The sequence below is a fragment of the Microbacterium sp. GW821-FHT01D02 genome, from assembly GCF_059422585.1.
Genome location: NZ_JBWKXB010000002.1, coordinates 69,879 through 90,420 on the forward strand (window position 1 = coordinate 69,879; position 20,542 = coordinate 90,420).

17 protein-coding genes and 1 riboswitch are annotated in these 20,542 nt (G+C 71.7%); of the genes, 10 read left to right on the forward strand and 7 right to left on the reverse strand.

All coding sequences use genetic code 11. The annotated features are described in order from the left end of the window. Positions 1-25: 25 nt before the first annotated feature. Positions 26-1,255, forward strand: coding sequence for an APC family permease (locus AC07VM_RS09150; protein ID WP_494910815.1), 1,230 nt, complete (start codon positions 26-28; stop codon positions 1,253-1,255). Positions 1,256-1,257: 2 nt separating this feature from the next. Here the strand turns inward: AC07VM_RS09150 and AC07VM_RS09155 are convergent, their stop codons facing one another. Beyond that, positions 1,258-2,046, reverse strand: a complete 789-nt coding sequence (locus AC07VM_RS09155) for a helix-turn-helix domain-containing protein (RefSeq protein ID WP_494910816.1) — start codon at positions 2,044-2,046, stop codon at positions 1,258-1,260. 86 nt (positions 2,047-2,132) lie between these two features. On the opposite strand from AC07VM_RS09155, the gene AC07VM_RS09160 reads away from it, so the two are divergent. After that, the gene (locus AC07VM_RS09160; protein WP_267417749.1) at positions 2,133-2,675 is read left to right on the forward strand and encodes a VOC family protein; all 543 of its coding nucleotides are present in this window, start codon (positions 2,133-2,135) and stop codon (positions 2,673-2,675) included. Here AC07VM_RS09160 and AC07VM_RS09165 read toward each other — a convergent pair. From AC07VM_RS09165 to nhaA, 4 genes are all read right to left on the reverse strand, one after another. Next, a complete protein-coding gene (locus tag AC07VM_RS09165; protein WP_416383333.1) occupies positions 2,644-3,465 on the reverse strand; it encodes an SGNH/GDSL hydrolase family protein in 822 nt (273 codons plus the stop codon). The two genes, AC07VM_RS09160 and AC07VM_RS09165, sit on opposite strands and share 32 nt — an antisense overlap. 53 nt (positions 3,466-3,518) lie before the next feature. Further along, positions 3,519-4,769: a histidine--tRNA ligase gene (hisS, locus tag AC07VM_RS09170; protein ID WP_494911691.1), complete on the reverse strand. Its 1,251-nt coding sequence runs from the start codon at positions 4,767-4,769 to the stop codon at positions 3,519-3,521. A gap of 68 nt (positions 4,770-4,837) precedes the next feature. Further along, positions 4,838-5,434 carry a nucleoside triphosphate pyrophosphohydrolase gene (locus AC07VM_RS09175; protein WP_494911693.1) on the reverse strand — a complete coding sequence of 199 codons (597 nt, stop codon included), beginning with the start codon at positions 5,432-5,434 and terminating at the stop codon, positions 4,838-4,840. Positions 5,435-5,534: 100 nt separating this feature from the next. Next, a complete protein-coding gene (gene nhaA / locus AC07VM_RS09180; RefSeq protein WP_494910818.1) occupies positions 5,535-6,704 on the reverse strand; it encodes a Na+/H+ antiporter NhaA in 1,170 nt (389 codons plus the stop codon). Positions 6,705-6,815: 111 nt separating this feature from the next. Between nhaA and AC07VM_RS09185 the strand changes: the two genes are divergently transcribed. After that, a complete protein-coding gene (locus AC07VM_RS09185) occupies positions 6,816-9,509 on the forward strand; it encodes a phosphoenolpyruvate carboxylase (protein ID WP_494910820.1) in 2,694 nt (897 codons plus the stop codon). A gap of 132 nt (positions 9,510-9,641) precedes the next feature. Next, positions 9,642-11,012 carry an NADP-specific glutamate dehydrogenase gene (gene gdhA, locus AC07VM_RS09190; RefSeq protein ID WP_267417746.1) on the forward strand — a complete coding sequence of 457 codons (1,371 nt, stop codon included), beginning with the start codon at positions 9,642-9,644 and terminating at the stop codon, positions 11,010-11,012. Positions 11,013-11,081: 69 nt separating this feature from the next. Here gdhA and AC07VM_RS09195 read toward each other — a convergent pair whose 3' ends face one another. Together AC07VM_RS09195 and mfd are read right to left on the reverse strand one after the other, a co-directional pair. Continuing rightward, positions 11,082-11,681, reverse strand: coding sequence for a gamma carbonic anhydrase family protein (locus AC07VM_RS09195; RefSeq protein WP_267417745.1), 600 nt, complete (start codon positions 11,679-11,681; stop codon positions 11,082-11,084). A gap of 35 nt (positions 11,682-11,716) precedes the next feature. Then, positions 11,717-15,292, reverse strand: a complete 3,576-nt coding sequence (gene mfd / locus AC07VM_RS09200) for a transcription-repair coupling factor (protein ID WP_494910823.1) — start codon at positions 15,290-15,292, stop codon at positions 11,717-11,719. Between the two features lie 55 nt (positions 15,293-15,347). Between mfd and AC07VM_RS09205 the strand changes: the two genes are divergently transcribed. The 6 genes from AC07VM_RS09205 (at position 15,348) to ribH (ending at position 20,521) form a co-directional block, all read left to right on the forward strand. Further along, positions 15,348-15,932: a GNAT family N-acetyltransferase gene (locus AC07VM_RS09205; RefSeq protein WP_494910825.1), complete on the forward strand. Its 585-nt coding sequence runs from the start codon at positions 15,348-15,350 to the stop codon at positions 15,930-15,932. Between the two features lie 31 nt (positions 15,933-15,963). Next, entirely contained in the window at positions 15,964-16,827 is an 864-nt protein-coding gene (locus AC07VM_RS09210; RefSeq protein ID WP_494910827.1) for an Fpg/Nei family DNA glycosylase, read from the forward strand. Positions 16,828-16,906: 79 nt separating this feature from the next. Next, positions 16,907-17,051: riboswitch (FMN riboswitch) on the forward strand. Positions 17,052-17,113: 62 nt separating this feature from the next. Next, positions 17,114-18,157 (forward strand): bifunctional diaminohydroxyphosphoribosylaminopyrimidine deaminase/5-amino-6-(5-phosphoribosylamino)uracil reductase RibD, encoded by a 1,044-nt coding sequence (gene ribD, locus AC07VM_RS09215; RefSeq protein ID WP_494910828.1) that lies wholly within the window; start codon positions 17,114-17,116, stop codon positions 18,155-18,157. Further along, on the forward strand, positions 18,157-18,786 hold the full coding sequence (locus AC07VM_RS09220; protein WP_267417738.1) for a riboflavin synthase: 630 nt from the start codon (positions 18,157-18,159) through the stop codon (positions 18,784-18,786). Before ribD ends, AC07VM_RS09220 begins: the two co-directional genes overlap by 1 nt. Further along, positions 18,783-20,051, forward strand: a complete 1,269-nt coding sequence (gene ribA / locus AC07VM_RS09225; RefSeq protein ID WP_267417737.1) for a GTP cyclohydrolase II — start codon at positions 18,783-18,785, stop codon at positions 20,049-20,051. The genes AC07VM_RS09220 and ribA overlap by 4 nt, the downstream gene beginning before the upstream one ends. Next, a complete protein-coding gene (ribH, locus tag AC07VM_RS09230) occupies positions 20,048-20,521 on the forward strand; it encodes a 6,7-dimethyl-8-ribityllumazine synthase (RefSeq protein ID WP_267417736.1) in 474 nt (157 codons plus the stop codon). Before ribA ends, ribH begins: the two co-directional genes overlap by 4 nt. Positions 20,522-20,542 lie beyond the last annotated feature (21 nt).

Sequence of the window (20,542 nt, forward strand, 5' to 3'; positions counted from 1 at the left end):
CACCGCTGCGTGCCACCATGACGGGATGCCCCTCGCCCGCCGCCTGACGCTCGGAGACGCCGTCGCCATTGGCCTCGGCTCGATGATCGGCGCCGGCGTGTTCGCGGTGTGGGCACCGGCGATCGGCGTCGCCGGGAGCGGCATCCTGATCGCGCTCGGGATCGCCGCGGTCGTGGCGTACTGCAACGCGACCTCCTCCGCACAGCTCGCCGCCGCGCATCCCGTCGCGGGCGGGACATACGCCTACGCCCGCGCGGAGATCGGGCCGTGGTGGGGCTTCATCGCCGGATGGAGCTTCGTGATCGGCAAGATCGCCAGCTGCGCCGCCATGGCGATGACCTTCGCCGCCTACGCCGCGCCCGAGGGCTGGCAGGTCCCCGTCGCCGTGGTGGCCGTCGCCGGGCTCGCCGTCGTCAACTGCTTCGGCGTGACCCGCACGGCACTGCTCACGCGCGTTCTGGTCGTGTGCTCCCTGCTCGGGCTCGCCGTCGCGGTCGGGGTCGGTTTCGGCGGCGTCGCGGTCGCCACGCCGGCGCCGCTCCCCGACCCCACGGCGTACGGCGTGCTGCAGGGAGCCGGGCTGCTGTTCTTCGCGTTCGCCGGCTACGCGCGCATCGCGACCATGGGCGAGGAGGTGGTCGATCCCGCGCGCACCATCCCCCGCGCGATCGTCCTCGCCCTCGGCGGGGCCGTCGTGGTCTATGTGCTGGTCGCGCTCGCCGTGGTCCTCGTCCTCGGCGCCGACGTCATCGGCTCGACCGCACCGCTCGTGGACCTGCTCGTCGCCGCAGGAGCGCCGGAGCTCGCACCGATCGTCCGCGTGGCCGCGGCGATGGCCGCACTGGGCGCGCTGCTGGCACTGCTGACCGGAATCGGGCGCACGACCCTGGCCATGGCGAGGGAGAGCGACGTGCCGCGCTTCCTGGCGAAGATCGACGAACGCCACCGGGTGCCGCAGCGCGCGGAGATCGCGATCGCCGTGATCGTGATCGCCGTCGTGCTCGTCGCCGATCTCCGGCAGGCGATCGGCTTCTCGTCGTTCGGCGTGCTGCTGTACTACCTGATCGCGAACGCGGCCGCGTTCCGCCAGACCGGATCCGTCCGCCGCTATCCCCGCGCCCTGCAGGTGCTCGGCGCTCTCGGCTGCCTGGTCCTGGTGAACACGCTCCCGGTGCTGGCGTCGATCCTCGGGACCGCCGTCGTCGTGCTCGGCATCGCGTACCGGATGCTGCGGCTCCGGCTCGCACGGGCCTGACGTCAGCGGCTCGACTCGGAACGGTAGGCGCGCGGTGCGATCCCGAGCACGGACCGGAAGTCGCGCGTCAGATGGGCATGATCCGCATATCCGAGCTCGGCCGCGATCGACGCCAGATCGACGTCCGGTTCCTCCCGAACGCGCTGCGCGGCCTCCTGCAGCCGTCGACGACGGATCATCGCCGCGGGCGAGAGACCGACGTGGCGGTGCGTCATCCGCTGAAGCGTCCGCACCGAGACGGCCAGACGTGTGGCGGCCTCCTCCGGAGTGAGCGCCGCTTCCTCCCCCATCAGCACCTCCATCAGCGCGTTGGCCTGGTGCGCCGAGTCGCCCACGGGGCCCACCCGCTCCCCGAGCCCGTCGGCGAAGACCTCGACCGCACGCTCGCGATGGCCCTCGCCGGACGTCATCGCCGCGACCACGGCCTCGCGCAGCGCGGAGGCCTCCGGCGACTCGATCACCCGCTCCCCGTCGACCACCGCCACGGGATCGTCGATCAGCGCGGCGACCGCGGCGGGGCGCAGGAGCGCGCCGACGGCCCAGCCGCGCCCGTGCAGATCGCGGTGGGAGGCACGCGTCGTCGCGCCGGACAGCGTGACCGATCCTGCGTCGACGACGAGGTTGAGCGCGGGGTACGACACGATCTCCTGGCGCGAGGAGCGCCCGGGCTCGATGTCCCACTCCGGGATCCAGAACCAGGCGACCAGGTCGGCCACCGCGGCCGGGGCGGGCAGCCGATGGAACTGCGGCAGGCGCGAGGGATAGAGCACGCCGCGGGTCGGGTTCACCATGCGCTCAGCGTAGGCCTCGAGGCCGACAGCGGAGGTTGTCGCGGATCTTCAAGTCACCGGTTCCTCGCCCGACATACCGTGGCCACATGAGCGAAGACACGTCCACGGACGACATCCGCACCACCGGCGCGACCGGCACGTACACGACAGCGGGACGGCCGAACGGCGCGACCTCCCTGACCCCCTTCCTGGCCATCCCCCACGCGAAGCAGGCGATCGAGTTCTACCGCGACGTCTTCGGTGCGCGGGTCGTCGACGTGACCGAGTTCGAGGGCCTCGTCGCGCACGCCGACCTCGACTTCGGGGTGGGACTCCTGCAACTCGGTGAGCCCAACCCCGAGTACCACCTCGTGCCCGCGCCCGACGGCGAGGACGACTGCTACTCCCTGGGGCTCTACGTCTCCGACGTCGACGCCGTCGTGGAGAAGGCCGTCGCGGCCGGGGCGACGGTGCGGGAAGCCCCCGCACCGTTCGTCTCGGGGGACCGCTTCGCCAGCATCCGCGACCCGTTCGGGGTGCGCTGGTCGGTGATGACCCGCGTCGAGGACATCTCCGAGGAGGAGAGCAGCCGTCGGGTCGCGGAGTGGGCGGCGTCGTTCAGCGCGGCACCGGAGGACGGCGCGAGCTGAGCGCCCTCTCCGCCGCACGACTGACGGCGGGGAGCAGGGCCTCGGCCGTACGCCGATAGCCCAGGGCGCTCGGATGGAAGCGGTCGAGGCTGAACATCGCCTCCGGCTCGTCGAAGAACATCGGCCCCACCGCGCGGCGCAGATCGACCGGCTCCGCGCCCGCCCGTCGCGCTGTCTCGTCCTGGATCTCGGCGAGACGGCGCGACAGGCTCGACGCGATCCGCCGGAGGGGCTGCGGCACCGCGCGCAGCGCACCGAGGTCGGGGCAGGTGCCCACGACGACCTCGGCACCCGTCCCCCGCAGTCGGCGGATCGTCTCGTGCAGGTGCTGCGCCGACAGGGCGACGGGGAGGCGGTGGGTGACGTCGTTGCCGCCCACGACGATCACGGCCACGTGCGGGTGGTACTCCGCGGGCAGCGCGTCGAGCTGGTCCGGCAGGTCCGGCGACTCCGAGCCGACGACCGCAGCCGTACGCAGCCGGACCGGACGGTGCATCCGGCGCGCGGTCGCCTTCGCCAGACGCCCGCCCAGCGTCTCCTTGCGATGTTCCGCTCCGAGACCGGCGGCGATCGAGTCTCCGAGCACGAGCAGTTCGAGCGGCTCCCCGTCGAGAGCACCGCGCCAGACGCGATCCGCGTCGAGGGACTCCTCCCCCAGCGGCTTGCCGATGCGCTTCCGCGCGAGAGCGGCCTGCTGCGCGAGTACGAGACGGACGCCCCCGAGCGCCGCGGCGACGGTCAGCGCCACGAGGATCGGTCGCACGACCACCGGGATGCGAACGCGAGTCACGCCCCGATTCCACCGCGTCGCCGTGAACGCGGCGTGAACGGATCCGAGCCGCGTCAGGAGAGCGGCTTGAGCTCCAGCTCGCCGGTGCCCGCGGACACGGTCGCGAAGGCGGTGTACCCGTCGGCTGCCGAACGCTCCAGCAGCGCCTTGACGTTCTTCGTCCGGCGCTCGAGCCGCACGCGCGCGCCCTCCGCGATGAGCGCGGCCTTGTGGCGGACGAGATCGGCGACCGGCACGTCGGCATCGTGGATGAGCACGACCGCCTGCGCCTCGGCGTCGGCATCCTCGGCGATCAGATCGACGAGACGCTCGAACCCGAGCGAGAACCCGACGGCCGGGACCTGCTGTCCGAGGAACCGGCCGATCATGCCGTCGTAGCGTCCGCCGCCGCCGAGCGAGTAGCCGACGGAGGGGTGCGCGAGCTCGAAGATCGTGCCGGTGTAGTAGCCCATGCCGCGCACGAGGAACGGGTCGAAGACGAGCGGGATGTCGGACTGGCCGCGCCCCGCGGCGACCGCCTCGCCGATGCCGACCAGGTGCTCGACCAGCTCGGCGGGCGCCCCCTCGGGCAGCGCCTTGCGGATCTGCCGCTCGCCGAACGGGTTGTACTCCAGGGTCTGCGGGCGGCGCAGGAAGGCGTCGAACGCATCGGCGGCCGCGGTCGACGCACTGCGCTCGCGCAGCTCGGTCGCGACGCCCTCCGGGCCGATCTTGTCGAGCTTGTCGATCGTGATGAGCACGCCCGGGCGCTCCTCGGCCGTGAAGCCGAAGCTGTCCAGCATCCAGTCGAGCACGCGCCGGTCGTTGATGCGCACGGTCGCGCCCTCGAGTCCGAGCGCGTCGACGGCGTCGAGCGATGCGACCATCAGCTCGGCCTCGGCGCGCGCGGAGTCGTCGCCCATGATGTCGATGTCGCACTGGACGAACTGGCGGTAGCGCCCCTTCTGCGGACGCTCGGCACGCCAGACCGGACCGATCTGGATCGAGCGGAACACGGTCGGGAGCTGCCCGCGGTTGCTCGCGTAGAAGCGTGCGAGCGGCACGGTGAGGTCGTAGCGGAGGCCGAGGTCGGAGAGCGTAGCCGGGTCGTCGGCCGCAGCGCGGATCGCGTCGGCGTCGAGGCCGCGGCGCAGGATGTTGTACGAGAGCTTCTCGTTGTCGCCGCCGATGCCGGCATGCAGGCGGTCGTAGTCCTCGACGACCGGCGTCTCGATCTCGTCGAATCCGTGCGCGAGGTATCGATCGCGGATGACGGAGAGCACGCGCTCACGGCGGGCCTTGTCGGCGGGGAGGATGTCGCGCATGCCGCGCGGCGGGTTCACAGTAGCCACGGCTCCATCTTCCCAGGTCTGTCGACGCCGTCGTGCCGGGATCAGGATGCCGCTTCGGCGGCCCGCACGTCGTCTTCCAGCACGCGCAGCCGCTCGCGCAGCGCCCGCTCGGCGTCCCATCCCTCGGCGCGCGCCGTGGCCACGAGGGCGAGCAGCGCATCGCCGAGCTCCGCCTCGGACGCCGGTGCGGCGGCGGCTTCGACCGTGACCCCCACTCCCGACGCGCGTCCGGCGAGCTTCTGCGCGAGCGCGAGCGCCGGCATCCCCCGGGGCACGCCGTCGAGCACGCTGCGACGGGTGCGCTTCTCCGCGGCCTTCGCGGCGTTCCAGTGCACGAGGACCTGCTCCGGCGTCTCCGCCACCTCGCCCGCGAAGACGTGCGGATGCCGACGCACCATCTTCTCAGTGAGCGTGCGTGCGACGTCGTCGATGTCGAACGGGTCCTCCGGGTCCTGCGCCGCGATCGCCGCGTGGAACAGCACCTGCCACAGCAGGTCGCCCAGCTCCTCCCGCAGATCGTCGCGGGTGCCGGCCTCGACGGCGTCGATCACCTCGTGCGACTCCTCGATCAGATACGGCACGAGGTCGCGATGTGTGATCTGCTGCGACCACACGCACCGCTCGCGCACGGCGTGCATGGTCTCGGCGGCGATGCGCAGCGGGTCGTCGGCATCCGTACCGGACTCGGTCTGAGGGCTCACACTCTCTCCTTGGATCTCTCGGAGCGGGGCGCCGCGCTCACGAGGAGGCGGATGCGACCCGACGGTACCAGCGCGCCCGCAGCGACACGACGAATGCCGACAGCACGAGGGCGATCAGCGAGCCGACGAGCACGCCCAGGATGGCCTGATCCCGGATGCCGCCGTCGCTCGCGAAGGCCAGGTTCGCCAGCAGCAGCGACACCGTGAAGCCGATGCCGCCGAGGGCCCCGGCGGCGAGGATGTCGGCGAACGGCAGCGCCGGCTCCGCACCCTTCGGACGGATGCGCATCGCGAGCCAGCCGAACAGCGAGATGCCGATGATCTTGCCGACGGGGAGAGCGACCACGATCGCCCAGAACGCCGGCGACAGCTGCCCGAGGGACAGGGCCGGGATCACGACGAAGGCCGCGACGAAGGCGAAGACCGGGAGGATGACGCCGTTCACCGTCGGCTCGAGCGCATGCCGTGTGCGGGCGGCGGGCACCGGCGACATCACGAGGCCCAGCAGCACGCCGGCGATCGTCGCGTGGATGCCGGACGAGGCGACGAGACCCCAGGTGACGACGCCGACCAGGACCATGGCGACGGCGATCAGCGGATGGCCCTTCGCGTGCAGGAGTCGGCTGAGCGCCCAGAACACGGCGACGCCGACCACCGCGAGGGCGAGCTGCAGCCACTGCACGTCCGCGGCGAACAGGACGGCGATGAAGATGATGCCGATGATGTCGTCGAGGATCGCGAGGGCGAGGAGGAACACCCGGACCCGGGACGGCAGGCCGCGTCCGAACATGGCGAGGACACCGAGCGCGAAGGCGATGTCGGTGGCGGTCGGGATCGGCCAGCCGGACGCCGTCGAGGCGTCGCCGCCCGCGATGAGCAGGTACACCGCGATCGGGACCAGCACGCCGCCGGTCGCGGCGATCGCGGGCTGCACCGCCTTGCGCGGGGAGTCGAGCTCGCCGTGGGTCAGCTCATGGCGCAGCTCGATGGCCACGACGAGGAAGAAGACCGCGAGCAGGCCGTCCGACACCCAGTGCGCGGTCGACAGGTCGAGATCGGTGCCGGGGACGGCGATGTGGAAGTCGAGGAAGGCGGCGAGCGCATCGTGCGTGGGAAGGTTCGCGAAGAGCAGGCCGAGTCCCGCCGCGACGAGGAGCAGGACGGCGGGGAACTGCTGGCCGCGGAGGGGGTTCGCTGAGATGCGCATTCCCCCCATCGTAGGTCGCCGGTACGTCTCGGCGCCTCCCCGCTTCGGCCCGTTTCGGAGCACATCGTCATGCGTGCAGGACACCCCTCTCACGCGGGATACTCTCGAAGGGTGACCCCCGCACACTCCTTCTCCGAGCCCACGAACACCGAGGCCATCCGCGTGATCGGCCGCTTCGAAGCCGGTCGCGGCATCCCCGATGCGATGCGCACCGATGTCAGGATGCTCGGGCAGCTGCTCGGGCAGGTCCTGCGCGAAGCCGGCGGCGACGGACTGTTCGACGACGTCGAGCGGCTGCGTCTCGCGACGATCCAGGCCTACGACGAGGAGACCCCGGACGCCTTCGAGCGCGCCGCGGCGATCGCCGAATCGTTCACGGTGGCCCGGGCCGACGAGGTCGCCCGCGCCTTCACCTGCTACTTCCACCTGGTGAACCTCGCCGAGGAGCACCAGCGCGTGCGGGTACTGCGCGAGCGCGCCGGTCAGCCGGGACGCGAGGACGCCGCCGACACCGTCGCGACCGCGTACGCACGACTGCGCACCGAGGTCGGCGAGGAGGAGGCTCGTCGTCGCCTCGAGGGTCTGCGCTTCCACCCCGTCTTCACGGCGCACCCGACCGAGGCGCGTCGTCGCGCCGTGTCGTCGAGCATCCGCCGGCTGTCCGAGCTGCTCACCCAGCACGATGCGGCGAGCGCCGGCGGTTCCGAGGAGCACCGCGCCCGCCGGCGGATGCTGGAGGAGATCGACACCCTCTGGCGCACGGCGCCCCTGCGCTCGCAGAAGCCGTCCCCGACCGACGAGGTCCGCACCGTCATGGGCGTGTTCGACGAGACCCTCTTCACGACCGTGCCCCACGTGTACCGCCGCATCGACGACGCCCTCCGCGGCGAGGAGTCGGGGGCGAGCGCGCCGGTGGTGCCCGCGTTCGTGCGCATCGGCTCGTGGGTCGGCGGCGACCGCGACGGCAACCCCTTCGTCACCGCCTCCGTCACCCGGGAGGCGTCGCAGATCGCCGCCGACCACGTGCTGCGCGGTCTCGAGCGTGCCCTGGAGCGCATCGGTCGCACCCTCACCCTCGCGTCGGACGACACCCCGCCGAGCGCCGAGGTCACGGCGCTCTGGGAGCGGTTCGCCGCCGCGGAGCCGGAACTGGCCGCCGAGCTCGCCACCCGCTCGCCCGACGAGCCCCACCGTCGCGTGCTGCTCGTGCTGGCCCGACGCGTCTCCGCCACCCGCCACGGCGACGGCACCCAGGGCTACAGCCGTCCGGAGGAGCTGCTCGCAGATCTGCGCGCGGTGCAGGCATCGCTCGCCGCGGCCGGCGCGAAGCGGCACGCGTTCGGCGGCGTGCAGCACCTGATCTGGCAGGTCGAGACCTACGGCTTCCACCTGACCGAGCTCGAGGTGCGCCAGCACTCCCAGGTGCACCGGAAGGCACTCGCCGAGCTCGAAGGCGGCGAGGCCCTCAGCGCGCAGACCGAGGAGGTGCTGGAGGTGTTCCGTGCGATCGCCGAGATCCAGCACGACCGCGGTGCCCGCGCCGCCGGACGCTACGTCGTCTCCTTCACCCAGTCCGCCGCCGACCTCGCCAACGTGTACCGCCTCGCCCGGCACGCGCTCGGCGACGACGCGCCCGTGCTCGACGTCGTGCCGCTGTTCGAGACCTTCGCCGACCTGCAGGCGGCTCCCGCGATCCTCGCCGAGGCCGTCACCTTCCCGGAGTTCCGCGAGCGCATGGCCGCCACCGGCAACCGCCTCGAGGTCATGCTCGGCTACTCGGACTCGTCGAAGGACGTCGGCCCGGTCGCGGCGAACCTCGCGCTGTACGAGGCGCAGGAGAAGATCGCCCGCTGGGCGCAGGAGTCCGACATCGAGCTGACCCTCTTCCACGGACGCGGCGGCGCCCTCGGACGTGGCGGCGGCCCCGCGAACTCCGCCATCCTCGCGCAGCCGCCGCACTCGGTCGACGGACGGTTCAAGCTCACCGAGCAGGGCGAGGTCATCTTCGCCCGCTACGGCGAGCCCGCCATCGCGATGCGGCACATCGATCAGGTCGCTGCGGCGACGCTGCTCGCCTCCTCCCCCACCGAGGAGGCGCACACGAGCCGCGCGGCCGAGCGCTATGCCGAGGTCGCCTCGGTCATGGACGCCGCGTCGCGCGAGCGCTTCTTCTCCCTCGTGAAGGCCGACGGCTTCGCCCCGTGGTTCGCCACCGTGACCCCGCTCGAGGAGATCGGCCTGCTCGCGCTCGGCTCACGTCCTGCCCGCCGCGGGCTGTCGGTCGAGTCGCTGGAAGACCTTCGGGCCATCCCGTGGGTGTTCGCGTGGACGCAGGCGCGCATCAACCTGGCCGGCTGGTTCGGACTCGGCACGGCGCTGGACGCCGTCGGCGACGAGGAGCTGCTCATCGAGGCGTATCGCGAGTGGCCGCTGCTGCGCACCATGATCGACAACGTCGCGATGAGCCTCGCCAAGACCGACGAGCGCATCGCCCGCCAGTACCTGGCGCTCGGCGACCGCGACGATCTGGCGCAGCTCGTGCTCGACGAGCTCGCGATCACCCGGCGCTGGGTGATCCGGCTCACCGGCGGCGAGAGCCTGCTGGAGAACAAGCCCGTGCTGCAGCGGGCCGTGCAGCTGCGCAGCCCCTATGTCGACGCGCTCTCGCTGCTCCAGCTCCGTGCACTGCGGGCGCTGCGCTCGGCGGGCGAGGACCCCACGGGCTCGGGAGCGGATGCCGAACAGCAGCGACTGCTCCTCCTCTCGGTCAGCGGCGTCGCCGCCGGCCTGCAGAACACCGGGTGACCGGTATACCGTCGAGCCGCGTGCGAGGCGCCCGTTCCGACGGCCGCTAGAGTGAAAACTCCGCCGGATCCGGCGAAGCCTCACGCGACACGATCGCCTGCACCACCATCCCCCACCAGAAAGCCCTCCCGCGTGACCGCTACGACTTCCGCTGACTTCCATCCGCTCGCCGTCTCCGTGCAGCCCGTCTTCGACACGGTGCTCGCACGCAGCCCGCACGAGCCGGAGTTCCACCAGGCCGTCCACGAGGTGCTCCACTCGATCGCCCCCGTCCTGGAGCGGCACCCGGAATACGTCGACGGCGGCATCCTGGAGCGACTCGTCGAGCCCGAGCGCCAGATCCTGTTCCGCGTGCCGTGGATCGACGACTCCGGCAAGCTGCAGGTCAACCGCGGCTACCGCATCCAGTTCTCCTCGGTCCTCGGCCCGTACAAGGGCGGACTGCGCTTCCACCCCTCGGTGAACCTGTCGATCATCAAGTTCCTCGGCTTCGAGCAGATCTTCAAGAACGCGCTCACCGGTCAGGGCATCGGCGGCGGCAAGGGCGGCTCCGACTTCGACCCGCACGGCAAGTCCGACGCCGAGGTCATGCGCTTCTGCCAGTCGTTCATGAACGAGCTCTACCGTCACCTCGGCGAGCACACCGACGTCCCCGCGGGCGACATCGGCGTCGGCGGCCGCGAGATCGGCTACCTCTTCGGCCAGTACCGCAAGGTCACCAACCGCCACGAGTCCGGCATGTTCACCGGCAAGGGCACCGGCTGGGGCGGCGCCGAGGTGCGCACCGAGGCCACCGGCTACGGCGCGGTGTTCTTCGCGCAGGAGATGCTCGCCGTGCACAACGACTCCCTCTCCGGGAAGCGCGTCGGCATCTCGGGCTCGGGCAACGTCGCGATCTACGCGATCCAGAAGGCCACCCAGCTCGGCGCGACCGCCGTCACGGCCTCCGACTCGTCCGGCTACGTGGTGGACGACGCCGGCATCGACGTCGACCTGCTGCGTCAGATCAAGGAGGTCGAGCGCGCCCGCATCGTCGAGTACGCCAACCGCCGCCCGAGCGCCCGGTTCGTCGAGGGCGGCAGCGTCTGGGAGGTCCCGGTCGACATCGCCGTTCCGTCGGCCACGCAGAACGAGGTCGGCCTCGCCGATGCGGAGGCGCTGATCGCCAACGGCGTGCGCGTGGTCTCCGAGGGCGCGAACATGCCGTGTGTGCCCGAGGCCGTCGAGGCGTTCCAGAAGGCCGGCGTGCTCTTCGCGCCCGGCAAGGCCGCGAACGCCGGCGGCGTCGCGACCTCCGCGCTCGAGATGAGCCAGAACGCCTCCCGCCAGCGCTGGACCTTCGGCGACAGCGAGAACAAGCTCCGCGAGATCATGGCCGACATCCACGACGCCGCCTTCGACGCCGCAGAGCGTCACGGCGTCGGCGGCGACTACGTCGCCGGTGCCAACATCGCCGGGTTCGAGCGCGTCGCCGCGGCGATGCTCGCCCAGGGCGTCATCTGATCCGAACGACAGGAAGCCGGGCGTCCGCAGGGGCGCCCGGCTTCGTCGTTCTCCGCGGCGGGGCCGCGATCAGCCGATCTCCCTGTCATGCGCGTGCCGGGCGAGCGAGCTGCCGTACCGCTCGGTGAGCTGCACCATCAGGTCGGGGGTGTCCCGGTCGACGCCGAACACATGACCGGGGAAGTCGAGCTCGGGCTGGGCTGCGGCGATCTCGCCCTCCCGATCCGGCGAGAGCAGCTGCACGGGATCGCCGACCGCCACCCATCCGATCGGCACCACGGTGCCCTCCGGCAGCACGGCGCGACGATGCACGATCGCATTGACCCGGACCTCGCAGCGGTCTCCGATCAGCGCGCCGTTGAAGATGCGGGCCCCCGACGCGAAGAAGACCTCCTCGCCCACGGTCGCCCCGGCGATGCTCGCCAGCGTGCCGATCAGCGTGTGCGCGCCGATGTGCACGGCGTTGGCCGCCGTCGCCCGGATGAGCGCGTTCTCCATCACGATCACGTGCGCGCCGAGCGTGATGGGGCCGCCTTCCGCGGTGATTACGGCGCCGTGCAGCACCTGGCAACCCGGTCCGACCTCCACGTCGCCGGAGACCACGGCGGTGGGGGCGATGACGGCGGTGTCATGGATGCGGGGGCGAGCCCCGAGGTGCTCGTACAACATGCGGCCAGACTAGTCCCGCGCACCGCTCCCGCGCCTCACTCGGTCTTGACCGGCTCCGGGAAGATCGCGGTGAAGAGCTGCTCCACCCAGGCCAGCAGCTCGGCATCGGGAAGCGGCTCGACGCCGACTCCCACCGCGGCGGGAACCGTGGGCATCGGCACGACCAGGGCCTCTCCCCCGGCCACGAGCTTCGCCTTGGGATACAGCCGCTGCAGCCGCACCTTGATCGAGTCCTCGAGGCGTGCCGGCGCGATGCGCAGGTTCGAGCCCATCACGACGACGTCGGTGAGCCCCGCACGGGCGGCACGGCGACGCAGCCGCGAGATCGCCAGCAGCCCCTCGACCTCCTCGGGCGGCGTGCCGTAGCGGTCGACGAGCTCTTCGATGACCAGATCGATCGCCTCGTCCTTCGCGGTCGCCGCCGAGGCCGCCGAGAGCTTCTGGTACGCCTCGAGGCGCAGCCGTTCGCTGTCGATGTAGTACTCGGGGATGCGCGCATCCAGCGGCAGCTCCAGGCGCAGCTCCTGCCCGGTCTCGACCTCGTCGCCGCGGAAGGTCGCGACGGCCTCGCCGATCATCCGCAGGTACAGGTCGAATCCGACGCCCGCGATGTGTCCGGCCTGCTCGGCGCCCAGGAGGTTCCCCGCCCCGCGCAGCTCGAGGTCCTTCAGCGCGACCTGCATGCCCGAGCCCAGGTCGTTGTTCACGGCGATGGTCTGCAGACGGTCGGCCGCGGTCTCGCTCAGCGGCTTCATCTCGTCGTACAGGAAGTACGCGTACGCGCGCTCGCGCCCTCGTCCCACGCGGCCGCGCAGCTGGTGCAGCTGGCTGAGTCCGTACTTGTCGGCGCGGTCGATGATGATCGTGTTCGCGTTCGCGATGTCGAGACCGGTCTCGATGATGGTGGTCGAGACGAGCACGTCGAACTTGCGCTCCCAGAAGTCGTCGACGACCTGTTCCAGCTGGTGCTCGCCCATCTGCCCGTGCGCGACCGCGATCCTGGCTTCCGGGACGAGCTCGGCGAGTTCGCTGGCCACGCGCTGGATCGACTGCACGCGGTTGTGCACGAAGAAGATCTGCCCTTCGCGCAGGATCTCCCGTCGGATCGCCGCCGCCATCTGCTTGTCGCTGCGCGGTCCGACGAACGAGAGGATCGGATGCCGGTCCTCGGGCGGCGTCGCGAGCGTCGACATCTCCCGGATGCCGGTGACCGCCATCTCGAGCGTGCGCGGGATCGGCGTGGCGCTCATGGCGAGGATGTCGACGTTGGTCTTCATCTTCTTGAGCGCGTCCTTGTGCTCGACGCCGAACCGCTGCTCCTCGTCGATGATCATCAGGCCGAGGTCCTTGAACAGCACCTGATCGGTGAGGATGCGATGGGTGCCGATCACCATGTCGACCGAGCCCTCGAGCAGGCCCTGCAGCGTGAGCCGTGCCTCCTTGTCGGTCTGGAAGCGCGACAGCGGCCGCACCTTGACCGGGAAGCCGGCGAAGCGCTCGGTGAACGTCTCGAGGTGCTGCTTCACCAGCAGCGTCGTCGGCACGAGCATCGCGACCTGCTTGCCGTCCTGGATCGCCTTGAACGCGGCACGGACGGCGACCTCGGTCTTGCCGAAGCCGACGTCGCCCGACAGCAGCCGGTCCATCGGGATGGGTCGCTCCATGTCGGCCTTGATCTCGTCGATCGTCTGCAGCTGGTCGTGGGTCTCCGCGAACGGGAACGCCTCCTCCAGCTCGCGCTGCCAGGGGGTGTCCGGCCCGAACGCATGGCCCTTCGCGCTCATACGGGCCGAGTAGAGCTTCACGAGCTCGACGGCGATGTCGCGGACGGCCTTGCGCGCCTTGCCCTTGGCCTGCGACCAGTCGCTGCCGCCCATCTTGGAGAGCGTCGGGGCCTCGCCGCCGACGTACTTCGAGAGCAGGTCGAGCTGATCGGTGGGCACGAACAGCTTGTCGCCCGGGTACCCCCGCTTCGAGGGCGCGTACTCCAGCACGAGGTAGTCGCGGATCGACTTGGTGGCGTTGCGGCCGCCGGTGGAGACCTCGCGCTGCGTCATCTCGACGAAGCGGCCGATGCCGTGCGTGGCGTGCACGACGAAGTCGCCCGGCTTGAGCTGGAGCGGGTCAACCACGTTCTTGCGTCGCGAGGCGAGCTTCTTGACGACGCGCTGGTCGCCGCCGATCGTGCGGCCGTAGAACTCGTTGTCGGTGAGGACCGCGAGCTTCGCCTCCGCCACCTGGAACCCGGCCTCGACGGATCCGGTGACGAGGGTCGCGACACCGCCCTCGGGCGCATCGGTGAGCGTCTCGACGACGCGCGCGGCGAGGCCGCGGTCGGCGAGGACATCGCGCGCCCGGTCGACCAGACCGTGACCGGCCGCGATCACGACGACCCGCCAGCCGTCGGTGACCTTCGCCTCGACGAAGGAGATCGCACCGTCGACGTTGCCGTGGAACGACGGGATCACGGCGGCGCTGAGGTTCGCCGCCTCCACATCGCCCTCGCCGAGACCCGCGCCGAATGGACTCAGCCGCCACCACACGCCGCCGCGGTCGCGCACCACCTCTCGCAGCTCGGCGATCGTCAGGAAGTCGCCGGCGCCCAGGTCGATGGGCGCGGAGGCACCGGACGTCGCGGCGCTCCAGGCGGCATCGAGGAATTCGCGGTTCGTCTCTCCCAGCGTGATGGCGCGGGCGCTCGACCGCTCGGGGTCGACCACCGCGGTGGCGCTCCCGGCCGGGAGGTACTCGGCCAGGGACTTCAGCGGACCGGCCACCGCAGGCAGCAGCGACTCCATGCCCTCGACCGGGATGCCCTCGGCCATCTTCTCGAGCATGCCCGCGATGGCGGGGAAACCGGCGACGAGCGCGCCGGCGCGCTCGCGCACGTCGGCCGTCAGCAGCAGCTCGCGGGTGGGCGGTAGGTCGACACCGGCGACGTCGCCGGGGAGCGAGCGCTGATCGGCGACGGAGAACGCGCGGATCTGATCGATCTCATCGCCGAAGAACTCGACCCGGTACGGATGCTCCGACGTGGGTGGGAACACGTCGAGGATGCCGCCGCGCACCGCGAACTCGCCACGTCGCGACACCATGTCCACGCGCGAGTAGGCGCGCTCGACCAGCTGCTCGACCACGCGATCGAGCTCGGTGCCCCGGCTCCCGACCGTCAGTTCGAGCGGGGCGATCTCGCCGAGGTTGCCCGCGATCGGCTGGAGCGCCGCGCGCACCGAGGCGACCACGACGAGCGGGTGGTCTCCGGACCACTCGGCGATGCGGCGCAGCGTCTGCAGGCGCTGTCCGACGGTGTCGGGGCTCGGGCTGAGCCGCTCGTGCGGGAGGGTCTCCCAGGCGGGGAAGGTGAGGATGTCGGCGTCGGGCAGGTAGGCGTGCATCGCCAGTGCCAGACTCTCCGCCCGTCGCCCCGTGGGTACGACGGCGAGGAGCGCGGCCGGATGTCCCGCCGCCACCCGCTTCTCGATCAGCCCGGCGAGGGCCGGAGCGTCGAGCCCGTCGACCAGACCGAGGTCGGCGTCGGTGTGCGCCCACTGCAGGGCGTCACGGTACAGAGACGCCTCTTCCAAGGCGCGCAGAATCCCCGGAACAGTCACCGGACAAGACTAGTCGCGCCCACCGACACTGCGGCCCGCCGCTTAGGCTTGTCTGATGCGATCGGCCACCCTGACCACCGAAAGACTCGTGCTCCGGGCACCCACCGAGGCGGATGTCGACGCCATCACCGACGCGTGCCAGGAGCCGGAGATCTCCCGCTGGACGACCGTCCCGAGCCCGTACAACCGCGAGGACGCCGAGGAGTTCGTGCGCCTGGTGGCGGGATGGTGGGCCGAGGGCGCGGAGACCGTGTGGGGCATGTACGCCGGCGACGAGCTCGTCGGGATGATCGGGCTGCACGGCATCACCGAGCACTTCACGGGCCGGCACGCGGAGCTCGGATACTGGGTCGTGGCGTCGGCACGCGGCAGGGGCTACCTGACCGAGGCCGCACGTGCCGTGATCGACTGGGGATTCGCCGAGCTCGGACTCGTGCGCATCCGCTGGCAGGCCGTCGCCGGGAACATCCCCTCCGCCCGCGCCGCCCGCGCCCTCGGCTTCCGCTACGAGGGGCTGCAGCGCCAGGCGCTCACGAGCCCGCGCGGCCGCGACGACGGCTGGGTCGCCGGGCTCCTCCCGGATGACGACCGCGCCCCGGTCGACTGGCCGATCCTCGAGGCCCTCGCCACCGACGGGTGACAGTGTCGGACGCCGGTGACAGGATGAGTGCATGCCGGAGATGCCGGAGGTCCAGGGCCTGACCGCCTTCCTCGCCGAGCGCGCCGTCGGCCGCACCATCACGCGCGCGTCCGTCGCCGCCATCGCTGCGCTGAAGACCTACGACCCGCCGATCACCGCGCTGCAGGGCGCGACGATCACGGCCTCGGCTCGGCTCGGCAAGTTCGTGGTGCTCTCCTGCGGCGAAGAGCTGCACCTCGTGTTCCACCTCGCGAAGGCCGGTTGGCTGCGGTGGTACGAGACACTCCCCACCACGCTCATCAAACCGGGCAAGTCCCCCATCGCGCTGCGCATCGCCCTCGACGACGGCAGCGGATTCGACCTGACGGAGGCCGGGACCAAGAAGTCGCTGGCCGTCTACGTCGTGCGCGATCCGCAGGAGGTCCCCGGCATCGCGCGCCTCGGCCCCGATCCACTCGACCCCGCGTTCACCCGCGCGGCCTTCGCCGGCCTCCTGGAAGAGCGGCGGATGCAGATCAAGGGGCTGCTGCGCGACCAGGCCGTGATCGCCGGCATTGGCAACGCCTACTCCGACGAGATCCTGCACGCCGCGCACATGTCGCCCTACGCGATCGCCGGCACGCTCGACGACGCCGAGATCGACCGGCTGTTCACGGCGATGCGCGAGACGCTCACCGAGGCGGTCGCCGAGGCCTCGGGCAAGCCGCCCGCCGACCTCAAGGACGCCAAGCGGCGCGGCATGCAGGTGCACGCCCGCCGCGGTGAGGCGTGTCCGGTCTGCGGCGACACCGTCCGGAGCGTGTTCTTCGCCGACCGCTCGCTCGAGTACTGCCCGACCTGCCAGACCGGTGGCAAGGTGCTCGCCGACCGGCGGCTCTCGCGCCTGTTGAAGTGACCGCCCGCGTGGCCCTGCGGACCCGGTCCATGTCTTGGAATGAAATGCGGCCGGACGCGTTGAGTACACTCAGAGCAACAACGTGCTCCGGGGTCGGTGGGAATCCGAACCGGCGGTGACAGTCCGCGAGCGTCTCGAGAGATCGGGATGCCGATCCGGTGGAACTCCGGGACCGACGGTGATGCGAGGGAGACCTCGCTAGTCCGGAAGGGAGGCAGCACGAGACGCATCCGTGCGTCCGTTCCGCCACCCCGCCCGACCTCGGAGTCTCAGAGGAGGACGACGGATGGCAGTGAACGCGGCAGAGCGCAGCGCGATGGATCGCGCGCTCCGGCTCGCCACGCGTGGACCGCGCGGAGCGAACCCGCAGGTCGGCGCGGTCATCCTCTCCCCCGACGGCACGGTCCTCGCCGAGGGCTGGCACCACGGCGCCGGTACCCCGCACGCCGAGGTCGACGCGCTCTCGAAGCTCGCGCCCGGTGCGGCCGACGGAGCCACGGCCGTCGTCACCCTGGAGCCCTGCAACCACACCGGACGCACCGGCCCGTGCGCGGTCGCACTCATCGAGGCGGGTATCGCCCGTGTCGTCTACGCCCTCGACGATCCGGGGGCCGTGTCCGGCGGGGGCGCGGAGCGCCTGCGCGCCGCCGGGGTCGACGTGGAGTCCGGCGAGCAGGCCGAGGCCGCCCGCGCACTGATCGACGGCTGGCTCACGGCGCAGCAGCTCGGTCGCCCGCACATCACGGTCAAGTGGGCGCAGAGCCTCGACGGCCGCGCCGCCGCCGCCGACGGATCGAGCCAGTGGATCACCGGACCGGCCGCCCGGGCCGACGTGCACCGCCGCCGCGCCGAGGCCGATGCCATCGCCGTCGGCACCGGCACCGTGCTCGCCGACGATCCCGCGCTCACCGCCCGCGACGGCGACGCCCTGCTCCCCCACCAGCCGATCCCGGTGATCATCGGGTCGCGTCCCACCCCGGCCGACGCCGCGGTGCACCGGCATCCGCACGCCCCGCTCTTCTTCGACACCCACGACCTCCCCGCGGTCGTGGCCGAGCTGCACGCCCGCGGCATCCAGAGCCTGTTCGTGGAAGGCGGCCCCACGCTGGCCAGCGCCTTCCTCCAGGCCGGGCTCGCCGACCGCGTGCTCGCCTACATCGCCCCGGTGCTGCTCGGCGGCGACCGGCTCGCCCTCACCGACATCGGCGTCGGATCCATCGACCAGGCGCGACGCCTGACCGTCGACGAGTGGGTCCCGCTCGGGCCCGACCTGCTCGCGATCGCGCACCCCGCGCACGACACCGACCCCCAGAACGAAGGAGCCGCCTGATGTTCACCGGAATCATCGAGGAGATGGGCGAGATCACCGCGATCGCCCCCTCCGGCGACGGATGGCGCCTGACCGTGCGCGCCCCTCGCGCCGCAGCGGACGCCGTGCACGGCGAGTCCATCGCGGTCTCCGGCGTGTGCCTGACCGTCGTGGGTTCGACCGCCGACACCTTCGACACCGATGTGATGAAGCAGACGCTCGACGTCGCCGCGATCGGGTCGGCGACGGTCGGCACCCGCGTGAACATCGAGAAGGCGATGCCGGTCGGTGCGCGACTCGGCGGGCACATCGTGCAGGGTCATGTCGACGGCACCGGCTCCGTGCTCGAGGTGCGACCCGGCGCGCAGTGGAGCGTGCTGCGCATCAGCCTGCCCACCGACCTCGCCCCCCTCGTCGTCGACAAGGGCTCGATCTCGGTCGACGGCACCTCGCTGACCGTGAGCGCGGTCAGCGCCCCCGCCGACCCCGCCCCCTGGTTCGAGGTCTCCCTGATCCCGGAGACCCTGGCCGCGACAACCCTCGGCACCCGCGCGGCCGGCGACCGCGTGAACCTCGAGACCGACATCCTCGCTCGCCACGTCGAGCGCCTGCTCGCGTTCCGCGCCGCATCGGAAGGAGGCTCGCGATGAGCCTTTCCACCATCCCCGAGGCCCTGGAGGCGCTGCGCGCCGGGCGTCCCGTCCTCGTCGCCGACGACGAGAACCGCGAGAACGAGGGCGACGTGATCCTGTCGGCCGAGCTCGCGACCCCCGAGTGGGTGGCGTGGACCGTGCGCTGGTCGTCCGGATTCATCTGCGCGCCGATGCCCACCGACCTCGCGGATCACCTGAACCTGCAGCCCATGGTCGCGGCGAGCGAGGACGCACGGTCCACCGCGTACACCGTGAGCGTGGACGCCGCCTCCGGTGTCACGACCGGCATCAGCGCGCACGACCGCGCCCACACCCTCAACGTGCTGGCCGACGCCGCGTCGACCGCGACCAGCGTCATCCGCCCCGGGCACGTGCTCCCGCTGCGGGCGGTCGACGGCGGCGTGCGCGAGCGCAGCGGCCACACCGAGGCCGCCGTCGAGCTCATGAAGCTCGCGGGTCTCCGCCCGGTCGGCGCGATCGCCGAGGTGGTCGCCGAGGACGGCAGCATGATGCGCCTTCCCGGACTGCTGGAGCTGGGCGCCCGCGACGGCGTGCCCGTCATCACGATCGAGCAGCTCATCGCGCACCTCAACGAGATCGACCCCGAGGGTGCGACTCCGGGCGCGCACCGTGGGCGGCGCGTGAGCCTGCGCGCGGACGCCACGGTGCCGACCACGCACGGCACGTTCCGCTTCCTCGCCTACAAGGACCGCGTCACGGGCACGGATCACATCGCCGTGGTGTCCGGCGAGCCCGGCGAGACCGCGCTGGTGCGCGTGCACTCCGAGTGCCTGACCGGCGAGGCGTTCGGCTCGCTGAAGTGCGAGTGCGGCCCCCAGCTCGACTCCGCCCTCGACGCCATCGAGCAGGAGGGCGGCATCGTCATCTACATGCGCGGCCACGAGGGGCGCGGCATCGGCCTCATCAACAAACTGCGCGCCTACAGCCTGCAGGAGGAGGGGCTCGACACCGTCGACGCCAACCTCGCGCTCGGGCTGCCCGCCGATGCCCGCGACTACGCCGCGGCGGCCGGCATCCTCGCCGACCTGGGCGTGTCGAAGGTGCGCCTGCTGACGAACAACACGGACAAGGTCGCGCAGCTGCGCGAGCTCGGACTCGACGTCGTGGAGCAGGTCCCGCTGATCGTCGGCGTCGGCCCGAACAACCACCAGTACCTGGAGACCAAGCGTGACCGGATGGGTCACATCATCGGCGAAGCGGAACTCGCAGAGGCGCTCGCCCACGGAGAGGACGACAAATGAGCGGCGCAGGAGCACCCGAGACGGGCAACATCGACGGACGCGGTCTGAACGTCGTCATCATCGCCGGAACCTGGCACGAGACCATCTCGAACGGGCTGATCGCCGGCGCCGAGCGGGTGCTGGACGCCGCCCAGGCGACCCACCGGCTGGTGCGCGTGCCCGGCTCGTTCGAGCTCGCGATCGCCGCGCAGGCGGCGTTCGCCGGAGGAGCCGATGCGGTCGTGGCCCTCGGCGTCATCATCCGCGGCGGTACACCTCACTTCGAGTACGTCTCGGCCGCGACCACGGACGGCCTCACGCGCGTCGCACTGGACGCCGGGAAGCCCGTCGGCTTCGGCGTGCTGACCCTCGATGACGAGCAGCAGGGTCTCGACCGCGCCGGCCTCGAAGGCTCCAAGGAGGACAAGGGCGCCGAGGCCGCGGATGCCGCACTGCGCACCGCCCTGGTGACGCGGGAGCTGCGGGGCTGAGGTCAGCCTGCCCTTGCTAGC